The sequence below is a fragment of the Bdellovibrio sp. ArHS genome, from assembly GCF_000786105.1.
In the GTDB taxonomy this organism is placed as follows: domain Bacteria; phylum Bdellovibrionota; class Bdellovibrionia; order Bdellovibrionales; family Bdellovibrionaceae; genus Bdellovibrio.
This window is the reverse complement of record NZ_JTEV01000013.1, coordinates 138,895-154,054: the sequence shown is the minus strand read 5'-3', so window position 1 is coordinate 154,054 and position 15,160 is coordinate 138,895. Positions and strand designations below refer to the sequence as shown.

The 15,160-nt window shown below is 43.5% G+C and carries 13 protein-coding genes and 1 pseudogene; 9 read left to right on the top strand and 5 right to left on the bottom strand.

The window, feature by feature from the left end:
• A pseudogene (locus OM95_RS17210) lies at positions 1 to 226 on the bottom strand (hypothetical protein); the annotation flags it as partial.
• A 47-nt stretch (positions 227 to 273) separates the two neighbouring features.
• On the opposite strand from OM95_RS17210, the gene OM95_RS08010 reads away from it, so the two are divergent.
• From OM95_RS08010 to OM95_RS07995, 4 genes are read left to right on the top strand one after another with little or no spacing between them, the layout of a single operon-like run.
• Positions 274 to 2,127, top strand: a complete 1,854-nt coding sequence (locus tag OM95_RS08010; RefSeq protein WP_291515866.1) for a hypothetical protein — start codon at positions 274 to 276, stop codon at positions 2,125 to 2,127.
• Positions 2,127 to 2,525: a DUF333 domain-containing protein gene (locus OM95_RS08005; RefSeq protein ID WP_041872295.1), complete on the top strand. Its 399-nt coding sequence runs from the start codon at positions 2,127 to 2,129 to the stop codon at positions 2,523 to 2,525. Before OM95_RS08010 ends, OM95_RS08005 begins: the two co-directional genes overlap by 1 nt.
• A 35-nt stretch (positions 2,526 to 2,560) precedes the next feature.
• Positions 2,561 to 4,504, top strand: a complete 1,944-nt coding sequence (locus OM95_RS08000) for a hypothetical protein (protein ID WP_291515864.1) — start codon at positions 2,561 to 2,563, stop codon at positions 4,502 to 4,504.
• Positions 4,501 to 4,926 (top strand): hypothetical protein, encoded by a 426-nt coding sequence (locus OM95_RS07995; protein ID WP_041872290.1) that lies wholly within the window; start codon positions 4,501 to 4,503, stop codon positions 4,924 to 4,926. Before OM95_RS08000 ends, OM95_RS07995 begins: the two co-directional genes overlap by 4 nt.
• A gap of 92 nt (positions 4,927 to 5,018) precedes the next feature.
• On the opposite strand, the gene OM95_RS07990 is transcribed toward OM95_RS07995, so the two are convergent.
• Positions 5,019 to 6,500: a hypothetical protein gene (locus OM95_RS07990; protein ID WP_041872288.1), complete on the bottom strand. Its 1,482-nt coding sequence runs from the start codon at positions 6,498 to 6,500 to the stop codon at positions 5,019 to 5,021.
• Between the two features lie 200 nt (positions 6,501 to 6,700).
• Between OM95_RS07990 and OM95_RS07985 the strand changes: the two genes are divergently transcribed.
• A complete protein-coding gene (locus OM95_RS07985) occupies positions 6,701 to 7,516 on the top strand; it encodes a trypsin-like serine protease (protein ID WP_041872286.1) in 816 nt (271 codons plus the stop codon).
• A gap of 10 nt (positions 7,517 to 7,526) precedes the next feature.
• On the opposite strand, the gene OM95_RS07980 is transcribed toward OM95_RS07985, so the two are convergent.
• Together OM95_RS07980 and OM95_RS07975 are read right to left on the bottom strand one after the other, a co-directional pair.
• The gene (locus OM95_RS07980) at positions 7,527 to 8,369 is read right to left on the bottom strand and encodes a hypothetical protein (protein WP_041872283.1); all 843 of its coding nucleotides are present in this window, start codon (positions 8,367 to 8,369) and stop codon (positions 7,527 to 7,529) included.
• Complete coding sequence (locus OM95_RS07975; RefSeq protein ID WP_041872281.1) at positions 8,369 to 8,608, bottom strand: hypothetical protein; 240 nt, start codon at positions 8,606 to 8,608, stop codon at positions 8,369 to 8,371. The genes OM95_RS07980 and OM95_RS07975 overlap by 1 nt, the downstream gene beginning before the upstream one ends.
• A gap of 112 nt (positions 8,609 to 8,720) precedes the next feature.
• Here OM95_RS07975 and OM95_RS07970 point away from each other — a divergent pair, with 112 nt between their 5' ends.
• On the top strand, positions 8,721 to 10,175 hold the full coding sequence (locus OM95_RS07970; protein ID WP_041872279.1) for a DUF6531 domain-containing protein: 1,455 nt from the start codon (positions 8,721 to 8,723) through the stop codon (positions 10,173 to 10,175).
• Between the two features lie 66 nt (positions 10,176 to 10,241).
• Here the strand turns inward: OM95_RS07970 and OM95_RS07965 are convergent, their stop codons facing one another.
• The gene (locus OM95_RS07965) at positions 10,242 to 11,855 is read right to left on the bottom strand and encodes a response regulator (protein ID WP_041872278.1); all 1,614 of its coding nucleotides are present in this window, start codon (positions 11,853 to 11,855) and stop codon (positions 10,242 to 10,244) included.
• Between the two features lie 388 nt (positions 11,856 to 12,243).
• Between OM95_RS07965 and OM95_RS07960 the strand changes: the two genes are divergently transcribed.
• From OM95_RS07960 to OM95_RS07950, 3 genes are all read left to right on the top strand, one after another.
• Complete coding sequence (locus OM95_RS07960) at positions 12,244 to 13,128, top strand: YihY/virulence factor BrkB family protein (protein WP_291515862.1); 885 nt, start codon at positions 12,244 to 12,246, stop codon at positions 13,126 to 13,128.
• A gap of 37 nt (positions 13,129 to 13,165) precedes the next feature.
• A complete protein-coding gene (gene pip / locus OM95_RS07955; protein WP_041872277.1) occupies positions 13,166 to 14,113 on the top strand; it encodes a prolyl aminopeptidase in 948 nt (315 codons plus the stop codon).
• A gap of 138 nt (positions 14,114 to 14,251) precedes the next feature.
• Complete coding sequence (locus OM95_RS07950) at positions 14,252 to 15,079, top strand: trypsin-like serine protease (protein ID WP_291515861.1); 828 nt, start codon at positions 14,252 to 14,254, stop codon at positions 15,077 to 15,079.
• Positions 15,080 to 15,160: the final 81 nt, after the last annotated feature.

The window sequence follows — 15,160 nt, the reverse complement described above, 5'->3', positions numbered from 1 at the left end:
TCTTTTCCTGTTCGCAGATATAGTGCTGAACAACTGTTGCTGAACTAAATCCAAAACACACACCAAGAGAATCTTGTGACCTTACTCGGGGCATATTTCCTATTACAGTTTCAGACTCGTTTACCGGAAATTCTGTCGGCGATACTGGAACAAGGGTTGATGTCAGGCTTCCAAAAGAGGTACAGGACCAAAGTAGAACCACAAAGGCTAGTTTATTATTCTTCATAACTCATAGCCTACAATATCTAAATAAAAATGCTTTATAATTGTTGTGTGCCACGAAAAAATTGGTCAGTAGTCTTATGTTTGTTTGTCATTGCTGGACAGCCACAGTTCGCTCGTGGCTCCACTGCTTCATATTCGACTTTGGCTTTCAAAACTTTTGTTAAAGGGAATCATTCTCTTACCGTTTATCGTTCTTCAAGCGGTGTTGTTTCGTATTCCCGTAATGGAAGTACCCTAACGCTTATAAAGGGTAAGGAAAATATCTTCAGCTACTCAACCCGTAAATTTGGGAAAACCTTTGAATTCTATTTTAAAGTTGACCCTTTTGGTGGATACGTAAAAAAGGTGGGTCTCATTTCTTTTATTGATAAAGCCTATTTCAATGAAAAATGTGACGAGAAAACTCATCTTGAGAAGATTGCCAAACAGATTAAGGAAATTGCTAGCTTTAATGCTGAATTTGACCTCGAAAGTAATTTTGATCCGAAGTGTGCTGAGAATCTGGTTAAAAGCAAAAATCTTCTGTTGAGAACGACCTTAAATGATTATCTTACACCGCAGGATTCATACTTTATAAAGTGTTTAAATAGTCCAAAAGCCATGGAGCGTATTGGGAAAATACCAGCTTTGAGAAGCACATTGCCATCGATGCTAAATAAATACTTCGAAGATCTAAAAAATGCGAAAGATGGGAAGCTCAATCTTAAAATCGCCTGCGAACCCGCCGATGCGAATACTAGATACAATGCGAAATATGATGACAAAAACAATTCAATTGTCTTTCCAACCAAAGATGGCGCCCTAAGCATTAGTGAGTGCCAGAGGCAAGATTCAGTATTACAACACGAGTACATGCATCGCCTCGGTCTTAAAAACGAAAAACAAGTCGGTATGTTAGATGTGATATGCGGAGAGGCGAATGATTTAGAAGGTTTGAAAGAAGAAAAATGCTCTTCCCAGTTTAGCATGAAACAGTGCATAGACAATCCTGATAGCTGCAATCAATCGGCCGTACCAGAGGCTATTAGGCAAGCTGTGAGCCAGGAAGCAAAGAAGGATAGGGAAGTCGCGGTACCCACGCTTAAAGAAGAAGTTAGGAATATCAAACTCGAAAATGTCGCCCTAGAAGCACCGTCAAAGGTAGCTCCGGTCCAAGTGGCCTCTAACATAAGCGGTAGAAATGGTTCGGGCGTGACCTCTCAAGAAAGTGATTTCTTTTCAACAGGCGCTTCCAAGTCTTCAGCGTATAGTTACCAATCTATTGGTTCCGTCATGCAAAACAACTTCAATAAAGTGGCTTCCATTGCCGATAAAGCTATCGCAGCCACAGTCACTCCAGCCGTCGCGGCGACAGAGGCCTTCAATAGTGACAGCAAAGTGGAAACTAAAACTCACGTCCGCTTTCCAGCAAGCTCCAGCGGAGTCGAACCAGACGAGTATATAGCTGAAGAAATTGTGGCCGACAAATTTGGAACCACAGTTGAAAATGTCCGCAAGTTAAGTAATTCCACGGTCGACGCACAGCCGGGCATCAGCTACTCACCCGAAACAAGTGTTTCCACCGAATTGGGATCAGGTGGGAGTGTAAACGCCAATAGCACAAGTGTCGCGAGTCAACCTTTGCCTTCGAGATCTTCCAATAAGAAGTCCGTGAACGATAAGCCAAAAAGAAGAGTTGCGTCAATTCCAGAAGTAGATCCATTGTTCAGACAACAAGAGATAATGGGCGACAACTATTCTTCCCTATCCCAACGATATTCGGATAGAAACTTCGTTCAAAGCATGGAACAGCAGAATATTCGTATCGAGATAATTAAATTGAAAACATCCATCGGCTCACAACTTCCTGATGCGACAATTTTTGTTGATACTGGTCGCTCACTATTAAGAAAGAAACATTGATGAAAGCGATTTTAATACTATCTGTTTTGTTGACATCCTATTCCTACGCATCCAAGCCGGCTAAGCCGAAACTAAAACCTGGTCAGTACGCCGTTTTTATGAACGAAACATACCGCGTTGTTGAATCCGTAACCAAAGATCAATTAGTTATAAGCAAAAATTGTGGGTCATCCTGCCTGGCAATTAACGCCTTGAAGAAAAAAGAAGCACTGCCAAGGGCTCCCCATTCGGCGATGCAAAATCCAGCGGCACAATATTGTAAAGCTGTCGGCGGCACCAATTTAATTGCCATCAATTCTAATGGTGCCGAAGAAAACTTGTGTACATTCTCTGATAACTCATTCGTGAACTCCTGGGATCTTTTTTATAAACGCTTTCCTAAGTCTAATTTAAGATGAGGTTAGTAAAAGACTTACTTAAACTTGTCATTTTAATGAGCGTACTTTATGTGCCTCCGGCCATAGTGTTTTTTGATTACGTCCGGAAGAACGCTATTGAAAGTGAGCTGGAAGAACTCAAAGGCTCCTTAGAGTCAGTTTTTACATTAGTTGAATCTTTGCAATATGCGGGCTTCTCCGCTGATATTTGTAATCAACTGAAGTCTGAGGCCCGAGCCGAAAGAATCGCGTTCTTTTCATATAGGTCAAAAGAGGCTTCTTGCTCTATTCCCGATGATCTAACGCCGGAGTCTTTTCCTACTGAACCTGGGCCAGAACTTTATACAAGCAAAAGTAACGGGACAGAGCTTACCTACTCCAAAAGAAACTTTTCTGATTCCGTTATATCTATCGGGTTTCAAAAACCAAAAGAGCACTCTCTTGGGTACTACGTGATTAACTCTAAAAATGTTTTGACAGACATTTTCATCGAGCTATTGCTTGTAATGTGGTTCATTATCGCAACCTTCGTTATAGTGGTCTACTTCAACCTTCAACGTACCAAGCAAATTCTGACAGGATCTTCAAGAAAACAAAGCTTTCTTCACAAAGCTGCATCCATCTTTGCTACGGATGACATTCAAACTCTCAAGCAAGTGAGTTCGGAAATAAAAACCCAACTCGATAAGCTAGAATCTGGAGAAATGTATATTGAAACGAATTTGCAGTATTCGGTATTGGCCGAAATAAAAAATGAAGTTTTGTCCGGAAATAAAGTGACATTCCCAATCTCATTTGAAGGCACGGTTGTGCGCGTAGATATAAACGGATATTCGCAAATCATGCAAACTATGACTCTGGAAAAAACCCGAGAAATAAATGTATCGTTTAAGTCTATCGCTGCGGAGCTTGCTTACAGGTATAAAGGACTTTTTGAGAATTCCGCCGGCGATGAGGTGGTTTATTGCTTCCGCGGTGAAAATAGAATCAGAAGAGGCATGGCCTTCATTCGCGATCTTTCAATAGAATTTTCGGAAGCAATGGAGTCTAAAGGTTTAAAACTATTCGTCAAGGGAAGTGTTTATGATTCGCCCATGTTGATGGATTTGGGCATGAATAGACTGGAATTCGATGGCTTATCACTTCTTTATACGAATAGAATGTTTGGTTCTCTGGAGATCAAAGACCAAAATGTAATGATACTTCCATCTGAGCTATATCTACTAGGGAATGAGTTTGGCTTAACATCAAATGAAACACACATTTCTGCAAAAGGAATGAAGCTGAGTGTTCATTACATAACTTCGTTTCATGACCATACTGATCCTGAATTGCTTAAATCGGATAAGCATATTGAAGCTCTGTTAAATAGAGTTCATACCGAAACAGAAAGCTCTTTTGAAGAGATTTTAAATTTAGGAACTTCACTTCGACTGAAAAAATCATCGGACAGGATAAAATTCGCATGGATCAGCGCCGTCAAATTCATCATTTCAAAAAATGATCTTCGGCAAACAATGCCTCAGTACCTGCCTACCCTAATTTCTTTAGGCCCGGTTCTTTTGCCTAATCAATGGGACGATGAGTGCTCAAACATAGTAAAACAAGCAACGGAACTTTCACAAGAGAGAGTCTCTGAAAATGCAATTGATGCTCTATTGAAGCTTGATCTTTATAATGTAGCAGCGGGAATTAGCGTCCGTAAGGGCTCAAAACGACTCGTTGCAAATGGTCTCTTGGCAGAAGCTCTCGCGCGGCCAACAAATGCAAATGTAAAACGACTGCGTATGCTCGCTAGCTCTTCTTCCATTGAGGAAAAGGCTAGCGGTCTTTTCGCTTCAGCCCAGCTCGTGGATATTTACAGGAAGAAAAAGATTAAAGAGGGAATTGTGTTAAGTGAGTATAAAGAACTCATAAAGATACTTAAATCCGAATTATCGAAGACGAAATCATCGCCACGCGTTTTAAGTAAAATCAGAGAAGCGCTAGACAGTCTATGAAAAAATATTTAACTCTGATCCTTCTCTTTATTGTCGGCTGCGTAGATACTGTGAAATCAGTCAGTGGAGATTTCTCCTCGGAAGAGCGTGTATGTACTTCAACTGTGTTGGTTGTCGGCAATGAGGCCTCTGGCTGGTCTGAATTTCCATTCAATCAAAAGTGTCCGTCGGACCAAATGAACGAAATCGCCGAAGCAATCAAACGTCCACTAATGAAGAAGGTTGAAGCTAAAGTTGAGTTAGGATGTTATGTGAACGGAAAAAGAACTCTATTGATGTCAAAGTCCTATGAAGGCTATAGAAAAATTTGCAGTGAGTCTGCTGGATATTGTCGGGGTGAGTTCCGCCCCAAAGGTCTATTAGAATTTCAATCTGAAGCAGATTTGATTTCATCTTACTGCCGTTTCGCTCGTCTGAATTAAAAGAAGTAATTTCATCAATTTTACTTAATGACACCTTTGCTTTCCCTTTAAACGAGCAGTGACTAAAAAAGTCTTCATGGCAAACCCAGTGATTAAGGAAGAAGACTTTCTTTTAAAGCCTCATACCGATTCTGCACTTTTTTCCAAATATTACTGTGGGGCCCAGTAATCCCATCAATTCCGGCTTCGTCCGCTGAACCAGCTAGCCCGATGGGCATCTTAGGACTAAATGCCTTGGGAAGGAACTTTCTTAAGTCTGGACTATCTTGCAATCCGCTATTAGCTGCTTTTATCTTTTCAACGGATTTGCCATTTTGATCAAGATTAAGCTTTTCATAGTGCTTTTCTTTAGGAGTTCTGCCACTCTCGTAGAAGCCACCGAGTACAGGCGAATCGGGGATTTTTTTATCCTTCAATCTCTTTTGTAAACCGGGTCTTAAATTCGGCAATGCTAAAGAGGCGCCGCCGCCCTGCATGCCGTCCACCATATCAGCAGAATAGTCACTGCGGCCAGTATTTGCGGGCATTCTTTGTCTTGCCGATAGCGCATCTCCATCCACGATGTGCCCGCTCTGGCTGATTGGACTTCTTCTATCGGTGCTCGGCAATGGTTTTACATCTTCGTGCGCCACTTGCCCTAATCGACATACTGGATCGTTTGGAGTTTTTGAGCAGATGCAGACTTTATTAGAAGCCATAACAGGGTTGCTACAATCCATTTTTTCTTGGGCGGAACAGCCTGGAAAACTTGGATCGTTTTTGCATATTTCCGGTGTAGTCCCTGTTCCTGTTGTCAGCATCGCACAAGACTGCGCATTAGACTGGATTAAGGCGTAATTTTGTAATGCTGCATTCGCCTCTGCCATTTTCGACGAAAAGGCCCGACAAGAGCCCAAGTTTCCGGTCATGGCTTCACGCGCTTCGCCCAAAACGCTTGCTGAAGCGGTACCGCTTTTACAGCGCGGGGTTAATGAAGCTGAGCACGCCGATACACATGCTGCAATCCCACCATTACATAGCTGACGATATGCCATTAAAGCAGCATTTGCGCCTTTCATGTACGAGGCCATCTTGGTGCAGCTCTCTTGAATGCCCATTGCACTTTTTTGACCGCCAAGAATGGCCGTTGTGGACGCAAGATTTGAAAGCTTGTCGTTAAGAGAACCGCTTTCATCACAAGATGATTGTGCCTTTAGCGTTGCGGATTCGCATACAGAGATTTCCGCATCAAAATTTTCCGTGCATGTTGATGTCGTCTCCCCGTGTATACCGCTCGAAGAAGTTCCATCAGTTGTCATATCATTGTCTTTTGCATTGTAAGATGAAGATTCTGGAATTAGTCCCGGTGTTTCTTGATCTGTAGGCGGTGGTAATTCAGGCATTAATCCAAACGGAACTGAAGCTTGATCGTCCTTTGGACACTCTGCAACGCATTTATTGTATTCAGATTGACGCCAGCTTTCAGTTGTAAAGGGAATATAAAGCAGCTCATCACAATCTTCGAGGCATGAGCTAGCCGCAAAGCCGTTTTTACACAAAAGAAGGGCAACTACAATAAGAGCTATGAGCTTCATATTTTAAACCTATTGGAAAGGAGGAGTCTTCCTAACAGTGATTCACCTTCGCGCATCTCGATGTCCTGTCTAAGTTTGAGACAACACATGCTGTCCTCATGAAATAAGTATACGACCAGATGTATAAACTAACAATTGTTAATTAAAGATCGTTTCTTTTTAAGCTTCATGTAGTAGAAGTCTGGCTCTCGGAGTTTTGAATGAAAGTTTTTTCTGTAAAGTTTCTTATCTTCTGTTTGTTTGTATTTTCTGCGTGCTCTCAGAGAACTGATACGATTTCTACAGCACCACAATGGGCAATATTCAACGGTGAACAAGTTATCGAGTCGTCTGTATTGGCGAAGAATACTGTTTTAATTGTTGCCACATATTACGATGTATCTGGAAAACAGGGCGCCGCTGGTTGTACAGGTATAGTAGTTACAAAACGACACATTCTGACCGCAGCCCATTGTATATATAAAAACAACTCGGAGATGAGAAGCGTCACGCATTATGTAATTCAAAAAGCAGACCTAGCCGGTGCAACCAGAGGTGACTACATTTATGCACCAAAATACAGAATTCATGAATCTTATGATGGCAGAAGTGGTTCACATGTGAAAAACGATATCGCTGTACTTTTGTTAGATCGCGAACTTAAAGGTGCACTGCCAGCAAAACTTGCTGTGGACAATTCGGAATTCCTTCCTCTAAAAGAGGTTTACGTAGCCGGGCACGGTCGCCATAACGAAAATCTACTTGATCACAAGCTACGAGTTACACAACTAACATTGGCTGAGATTGAGCTTTCCAAAGAGGTTTGGCTTAAACCATCAAAAGGTTGCCCATTACAGGGTGATTCGGGAGGGCCCGCATTTATTCTAGGCAATGACGGAACACCGTTGGTGATTGGAGTTGCCTCCACGCTGTCAGGAGAAAGTTCGGTTTTAGGACCGTGTCGGGAATATGCCCGGTATTCCCTTGTGAGTGAATATCAGGATTTTATACGTGAGGCTCTAAAAGAGCTTCAGTAAGTCGTTCGACTTACTCAAGATCTGCTTCAGTTTTCAAAATTCCGCAGGAGTCTCCTTTTGCGATGCTAAACAATTCATTACTGTTCACACCAAAATCTTCTCTGAAAGTTGCAGAGGCCGATGGCCGGCAGAATGGGAGGGACCTCGTGTAGTTCAACATGGATTTTTTGTTCGCGAGAGTCTGGGAAACATAGTGCTTAGGATAGTCATTCAAAGGTTGCCAATTATATCCGAGGCCACGATTATTGCCGGTTCCAATATACCCCCCCTTCGAATTTAGGAGCTGTTTCATTTTCCAAATAGCACAATCAATATTTTTTTTATCATTTATCGTGTCCGAGTGAGTTCTTAAGTTTGAACAATCCCCTATCGACATACTGAACAAACCATTACTGCTACTGCCTTTAGATGCACCAACAGTTTCTGCAAATGACTGAGTTGATCTGAAAGCACTTTCTTGCTCTGCAAGTTTCGACGCAAAACAAAGCCAGAACGTCTTTCGCTGCTCATAATTGAGGGTTTTAAAGCTCGGACAATACACATGCGCATCTTTGGGTTCAAAATGGGCTAGACCTTCCCGATCGATTGCTTGCATGGTATATCCAGTCCACAAACCACCTTTAGAGTGATATTGCCACACTGGCAATGCGGCTCCTACGGGCGGTTTTGGTCCTTCATAACTGGCCTCACAGTTTGTGCATGAGCTTGCCGAAGAACGGCCCTTCCCAAAAAGGGACCCGATTTTGCTTCCCACTCCAGAAAAAAAACTAATTGTTTTAGACATCGCCAGAGTTTCACGAGAACAAGAAATGACTGTGCAACAGAAAATCAAAGCCAAAAAAATCTGCTTCATTATTTAGTCCCCTCTTCGGGAGTCCCGGCTTCTACGAGCTCATAGTCCCCATCCTTGGGCGTTTGGTCTTTTGAGCTTTGCGGTAAAGACACAAACTTTCTTTTAGCTGGACAATAAACGCATTTTTCTTCTTTAGAGTATTCCGAACATTCACCCGCCCCTTTATAGCTCATCAAATTGGGGTCCTTCGCAAAAACTGTAGAACTGAGCAGAACGAAAATACACGCGATTTTGAACATTGAAATATCCTTAATATAAACTATTTTATATTAACACCTCAGTCTAAGTCGAAAATTTTTTCTTTTACAGGACCCTAGCTAGCCTTGATACTGATTCTATCGGGGAGTACACATGCCGAAATTTCTAACAATTGTATTCTTATCGCAATTGGCCTGCACATCGTTTGCAATGGTTGATTCCTCAACAGGTGCTTTCACACACTCCTGGATAGACTATGAAGGTAAGGGTCTAGACCTAAAACTTAAATTAGAAAGAACATATAACAGTAGGTCAAATCATGTCGGATGGTTTGGGCACGGATGGTGTTCCGATCTAGAAACAAACATCATCGCTAGCGAAACAACCGTCTCAGCTATTCATTGCGGTGACGGCCAAGAGACGGTATTCAAAAAAAGTGGTTCACTGTATAAATCCAGTTTTTTAGCTGCCGGTATTTTCCGAAAGGTCTCTTCAGGTTGGATCAGAACTCTGCCAGATGGAACTCAAGAGAGTTTTTCCCTCTCCGGCAGGCTACAAGAGGTTAAAAAGGGGCAGGATTACTTAGCTTTAAAATATTCTGAAAAGGGTCATTTGAAAGAAGTCATCGATAGCGGTGGCCGGCACGTGCAAGTTATCACTTCTCCGACTGGCCTAATAACCGAAATCAATTTCTTAAGTAAAAATAAAAAAGGCATCTCGTTTAAAGAGACAATCGCCAAATATACTTACAACGGGACCGATTTAATTTCTGCTTTAAATTCATGGGAAAATTTGTATTCGTATGAATACGATAAAGATCACAATATGATAAAAGCCGTTTGGCCTGAAAAGAAGACAGTCAATATTTCTTATAATTCAAATGATTGGGTAAAATCTGTCAGTGGATCTGGTATCTGTGATGAACAATACGACTATAAAATCGATAGCATAAATCAACCGCCTAAATATGCGGTGAGTGTCCGAAAGCTATGTCCTAACGACGTCATTATCGAGAGAGCCTACTCTTATTCTTATTCTCTAGACAACAAAAGACTCGTGGCCGCTGAGTTGGATGAGAATGGAGTTCAACGAACCTTTAAATATGATGATTTAGGTAATGTCATTGCCGTAATTGAAAGGAGGCCTCGCGGCGATATAACTTCTAATATTACAAGGAACGCTAACGGGCACATAATTCAAATTTCTAATCTTTTTGAAACAAGAAAATACGCCTATAAACGGGGCCACAGTCGGGATTTAGTTGTCGAAGCATCTTTCGAAGATGTCGTAATGGGAAAAGTTATCCAGACCACAATATACCGATACGCCTATGATGAAAATGATCGAATGGTATCAGTTATTCTCCCCAATAACGACCGACTCTTTGCGAAGTACAATGACTTCGATCGAGTCGAGAAGATAGCGCTCAAAGATCTCGAAATAGAGGTCGTTTATGAGCACCCTGACGATGTTAAAGGAATCCGCTACAATGGCAAAGTTTTGCCTTTGGAGATCTACGACAAAAAATTCTCGCCAAAAGAAATCTCTGCCGTTGAACTATATTTTAGCTTTGTGAGAGGTGAAAAATTGGCAGTGCCTTACTACTAAATGCACCGGTGAGCCTTTGCGAATGCCGCCCCGACTTATCTAAGATCGCAGCAATCTTTTAGAATTCTACTGCAGCATCGGCAGTTCTTGCCGATTGCTACAAAGCCAGTCGTGTAAAGATAGAATCAAATCGCCGCGGCGGATGGGTTTTGTTAAGACGGCGTCGCAGCCCGCACGAAGGCACTTTAAGGTTTCCTCGCGAGTGGCATGAGCGGTCAAGGCAACGATGGGCGCGGTAAAACCATTTCGACGTAAACGCTGGACGGCTTCATACCCGTCCATAAGCGGCATTTGAATATCCATTAGAATCAAATCAATATGGCGTTCAAACGCCAATTCTAAAGCTTCGATGCCACTGCCTGCCTGCAACAAGGAAACATTAAGGTGGCGAAGATATCGGTCGATTAACAATCGATTGTCACTAACATCGTCCACAATCAAAATAACTTTACCCTCGAAAGAAGAGCCCACTAATGGTTCGATTGATGCTGTACTGGTCACAGGCGAGTGCGTGACCGTCCCCACCTCCTCCAAGACCAGAGTGATTTCAAAGACGGAACCGACTTGGACTTCCGAGGAAATCAACTTCAGATCGCCACCTAGCTTTTGCGCCAACTGCTGTGAAATAACCAAACCCAATCCTGTTCCGCCAAAGCGTCGGGCTGTGGAAACATCGGCCTGAGCAAAAGGTTTAAAAAGCTTTTGCACTTCATCCACCGTCAAGCCCATCCCGGTATCGCGCACCGTGAAAGTGATCTTGCGGGCCTGGCAGGATTCCCGGTCAGAAACGGCATCCTCCACTTTCACCTTAACATCCACCTGACCTTTGCAAGTAAATTTGATTGCGTTGCCAATCACATTGAAAAGAATCTGCTTAATGCGCAGTGGATCTGAAACAAACAGAAGATTTTCTTCAACTGACTGCACGTTCAGAGCGATGCCTTTTTCAGTGGCCCGAAATGCCAGAACGGCTTCAATATCTTTAAGAAGATCCAATAACGAGAACTCTTTTTTCTCAAACTCCAATCGCTGGGCTTCAATTTTGGTCAGATCCAAAATGTCATCAATCAAACGCAGCAACAGCTCTCCATTTCGGCGAATCACTTCTAAGAATTCGTGCCGTTCGGACTCGCTTAATTTGTCTTGTGACAAAATATCAGCGAATCCCAAAACCGCCCCCAAGGGAGTGCGAATTTCATGGGAGATATTGGCCAAGAAATGACTCTTCGCCAAGTTGGCCTCTTCGGCTTTCTTTTTCAACAACTCCATTTCATGGACTTGCTTGTTTAAGAGTCGTCGCTGCTGTTCTAAAAGGACAAACGTTCGCACTTTGCTACGGACCGCATGGGGATCTAATGGTTTAAAAAGAAAATCTACGGCGCCGGTTTCATAACCTTCGAAAACCACCGAACGATCCTGTTGTCGCGAGGTCATTAGAATCATCGGCAAATGTCGGGTTTTCTTCAAAGCACGCACCAAGCGAGCCAACTCAAAGCCACTCATCCCGGGCATTTGCACGTCCATCAAAGCCAATGCGAAGTCGTGATTCATCAAAAGCGACAACGCCTCTTCCGCACTCTTCGCCGAAAGAACCTGAATGTCTTCACCTGAAATCAAGTGGGACAGAAATAGAATGTTCTCGTGATGGTCGTCCACGATGAGTAGCTTGGTTTTCTCCATGCAACTTTTCCTTTGATTCGATGAATAGAGATCCCGCGGACGTGCTATTGAAATTGATCTCATTCTTTTTAATATCGAATCTTGGTAGAGGACTTAACACAACCTATTTGGAATATCCAAAGCAAACAACATAGAGCGTGCGGGCGGCGATCAAGTTCCGGTAAAGCTCTGCAAAGAATTTTTATGATACGGTCAAGAAAAACGCTCAACTCGAAATTACCCATACAAGACACAGCGATTTTTAAAGCTACACAAAGCCTTTTCCTGCGAAAATACACCTTTACGTTTTTACAATATGAAGAGAATTTGGCAGATGCGCATTTTGTATAAATCCATAAGCAAAGCTTTCTTGAAGAATGTCGGTGTGGCCGCGTGCTAGCCTGTGCCTATGAAAATGAAGATGATGCCTTTTCTGCAACGCTTGCATAGCGACCGGTTTTTAGACAAGCTAAGCAATGATAGAATTCTGGATCTTGCGGCAGCGCTTTCCTATTATACGGCCCTATCTTTGGCTCCTCTGCTTATTCTTCTAATTACCTTCGTTTCGTTTCTTGGCATGGATTTTAAGACCGAGATGATTGCTGAAATTAAATCGCTGGTGGGTTCCCAAGCGAGTCAAGCGATCACAGCCATCGCCATGAATGCCGACAAAACACCGACGGTCAGAGACTGGGCCGGCGTCGTCGGCGTCATTACGTTGCTGTTTTCAGCCGGTGCCATTTTCGGACAGCTTCGCGAATCGTTGAATGTCATTTTCGAAGTCGAAAGTCCGACTGAAGAAAGCAAGGAAGAGGGCTTATTAAAAACCTCGTGGTCTTTTATAAAGAAAAAGATCTTCAGTATGGGGATGGTTCTTGCTTTTGTTTTTATTTCGATGGTTTCACTGGTTATTTCTTCCATCATTTCACTTGTGCTAAGTGGTGCCGCCGCCATCATCGGCCAAATTGCCAACTTCCTGATTTCGCTTTTGATATTTTCACTTCTATTCGCGGCCATTTATTACTTTTTGCCACAAAAGAAAATGCGGTCGGTCGAAATCATGACCGGAGGACTTATCACGGCCATTCTTTTTTCGATTGGAAAGACTTTGATCGGTCTTTACCTGGGACAAAGCGCCGTGGGCTCGTTGTACGGCGCCGCGGGGTCTTTGATCGTGCTTTTGATGTGGGTGTATTATTCCTCTATTATTATTTTTTTGGGCGCGGAAATCGCCAACGAGATTCACAAAGTCGACGAAGAACAGTCTTCCACTTTGACAAAAACACGCGGCTAAAAGAAGATTTCATTCTTCCAACCACCGTGAGGTTTTTATGCGCGAATTCTATCCGACGATCGAGCCCTATAATTCTGGGATGCTTAAAGTTTCTGATATCCACAGTCTTTACTGGGAAGAATGCGGCAATCCCAATGGGAAGCCCGTAGTTTTTCTACATGGCGGCCCCGGCGGCGGCGTCGCTCCTGACCATAGACGCTTTTTCGATCCCAAAACTTATCGCATCATTTTGTTTGACCAGCGCGGGTCCGGCAAATCCACTCCTTGTGCGGAATTACGTGAAAACAACACCTGGGAGCTTGTAAAAGACATTGAAACCATTCGTTCGATGCTCAACATCGATAAGTGGGTGGTCTTCGGAGGAAGCTGGGGCTCGACACTTGCGTTGACATACGCGATTTCTCATCCAGACAAAGTAAAAGCCCTGGTCTTGCGCGGAATTTTCTTATGCCGTCCTTCAGAAATTAAATGGTTCTATCAAGAAGGGGCTTCTGAAATTTTCCCCGACGTGTGGGACGAGTATTTGAAACCGATCCCCATGGCTGAACGTCACGACCTAGTGACGGCATATTATAAACGCCTGACTCACGAAGATGCAGAAACCCGACTGCAAGCGGCCAAAGCTTGGAGCAAATGGGAAGCAGCGACGTCTCGTCTAATCGTCGATCAACACTCGATCGATGAATTCGATGATCCGGAATATGCCTTGAGCTTTGCCCGCATCGAATGCCATTATTTTACGAATAACGCCTTCTTCTCGACCAACAATTGGATTCTTGAGAACATCGAAACTATTCGTAAGATTCCAGCCGTGATTGTGCAAGGGCGGTACGATGTCGTCTGCCCGGCCCGCTCTGCCTGGGACCTTCATAAGGCATGGCCAGAGGCAAAATTTACAATCATCCCTGACTCGGGTCATGCGGCGGCAGAGCCCGGAACGCGCTCAGCTCTGATTGAGGCCACAGACAGCTTCAGACATCTGTAAGAATTTCAGCCAATAAGGGGGCCAAGCGCCCCTTATGGAACGCATAAGTATTATGATGTTGTAAAGTGGTTCCAAATTGGGTTTATTAGCTTCACGCACCGCATGGGGTTATACGGTGCGAACTATCCGGGGGGATACGTGAAGTTGAATAAACTTGTTTTGGCGGGGCTCGTTTCAAGTTTGGCTTTAACAGCTTGCTCACCTCAAGCTTCTAACCAAGGTGAAATCCAGACAACAGGAGAAGGAATTATCGGCGGCTCTGTCGTTGCGGCCGGTGATAAAATCCAAGAAAGCATCGTGGCTGTTTACGATGCGGCAGAAGGTCAGCTTTGCACGGGCTCTCTTCTGCCAAATAATCTCGTTCTGACAGCAGCTCACTGTATCGGTCATGACTCTGAAGCGATGTACGTATTCTTCGGAACCGAGGTGAATGGGAAAGCGCAACGTCGCCGAGTCGACAAGGTTGCTATCTCTTCCTTGTGGGAAACGCGTCAGTACGAAGACTTCGATACGGGTGATATCGCTTTGATGCACTTCCAAGGCGACGTTCCTGCAGGCTACAAGCCGGCAACGTTCCTGTCGGAAACAAACAAAAAGCTTCTTAAAAAAGGCGCGAAAGTAGTTCTTGCTGGGTACGGGATCACCGACGGCGTTACGGGAGACGGCGCTGGCAAGCTGCGTATGACATCTGTTAAAATTGCAGATCCTAAATTCAGCGTGACTGAAATAAAATTGGATCAGACAGACGGAACCGGCGCCTGCCATGGCGACTCGGGCGGTCCAGCTTACATCGAAATTAAAGGAAAATTCTATCTTTGGGGTGTGACGAGCCGAGGAGTTGAAGACAGCGCCAACGATTGCTCCCAATTTTCCGCCTACACCAGCGCCCTAGCGCACAAAGTTTGGCTGAACAGAATGGCGAATAAGCTTTCTGTATCCTTAACAAATCCTGACCCTACGAAATAATCTCTAAAAAAAATCAGAGTAAAAAAATTTTAAAACCCGAAGGGCTGCTACAAAAATAGCGGCCCTTTTGTTATTCCATAT

Bases quoted from the DNA above. Each gene is read 5' to 3' on its own strand.
- pip (WP_041872277.1), top strand. From the start codon at position 13,166: ATGCGCGAATTCTATCCGACGATCGAGCCCTATAATTCTGGGATGCTT.
- OM95_RS07970 (WP_041872279.1), top strand. From the start codon at position 8,721: ATGCCGAAATTTCTAACAATTGTATTCTTATCGCAATTGGCCTGCACA.
- OM95_RS07960 (WP_291515862.1), top strand. From the start codon at position 12,244: ATGAAAATGAAGATGATGCCTTTTCTGCAACGCTTGCATAGCGACCGG.
- OM95_RS08005 (WP_041872295.1), top strand. From the start codon at position 2,127: ATGAAAGCGATTTTAATACTATCTGTTTTGTTGACATCCTATTCCTAC.
- OM95_RS07980 (WP_041872283.1), bottom strand. From the start codon at position 8,369: ATGAAGCAGATTTTTTTGGCTTTGATTTTCTGTTGCACAGTCATTTCT.
- OM95_RS07975 (WP_041872281.1), bottom strand. From the start codon at position 8,608: ATGTTCAAAATCGCGTGTATTTTCGTTCTGCTCAGTTCTACAGTTTTT.
- OM95_RS08000 (WP_291515864.1), top strand. From the start codon at position 2,561: ATGAGCGTACTTTATGTGCCTCCGGCCATAGTGTTTTTTGATTACGTC.
- OM95_RS07965 (WP_041872278.1), bottom strand. From the start codon at position 11,855: ATGGAGAAAACCAAGCTACTCATCGTGGACGACCATCACGAGAACATT.
- OM95_RS07990 (WP_041872288.1), bottom strand. From the start codon at position 6,500: ATGAAGCTCATAGCTCTTATTGTAGTTGCCCTTCTTTTGTGTAAAAAC.
- OM95_RS07995 (WP_041872290.1), top strand. From the start codon at position 4,501: ATGAAAAAATATTTAACTCTGATCCTTCTCTTTATTGTCGGCTGCGTA.
- OM95_RS07985 (WP_041872286.1), top strand. From the start codon at position 6,701: ATGAAAGTTTTTTCTGTAAAGTTTCTTATCTTCTGTTTGTTTGTATTT.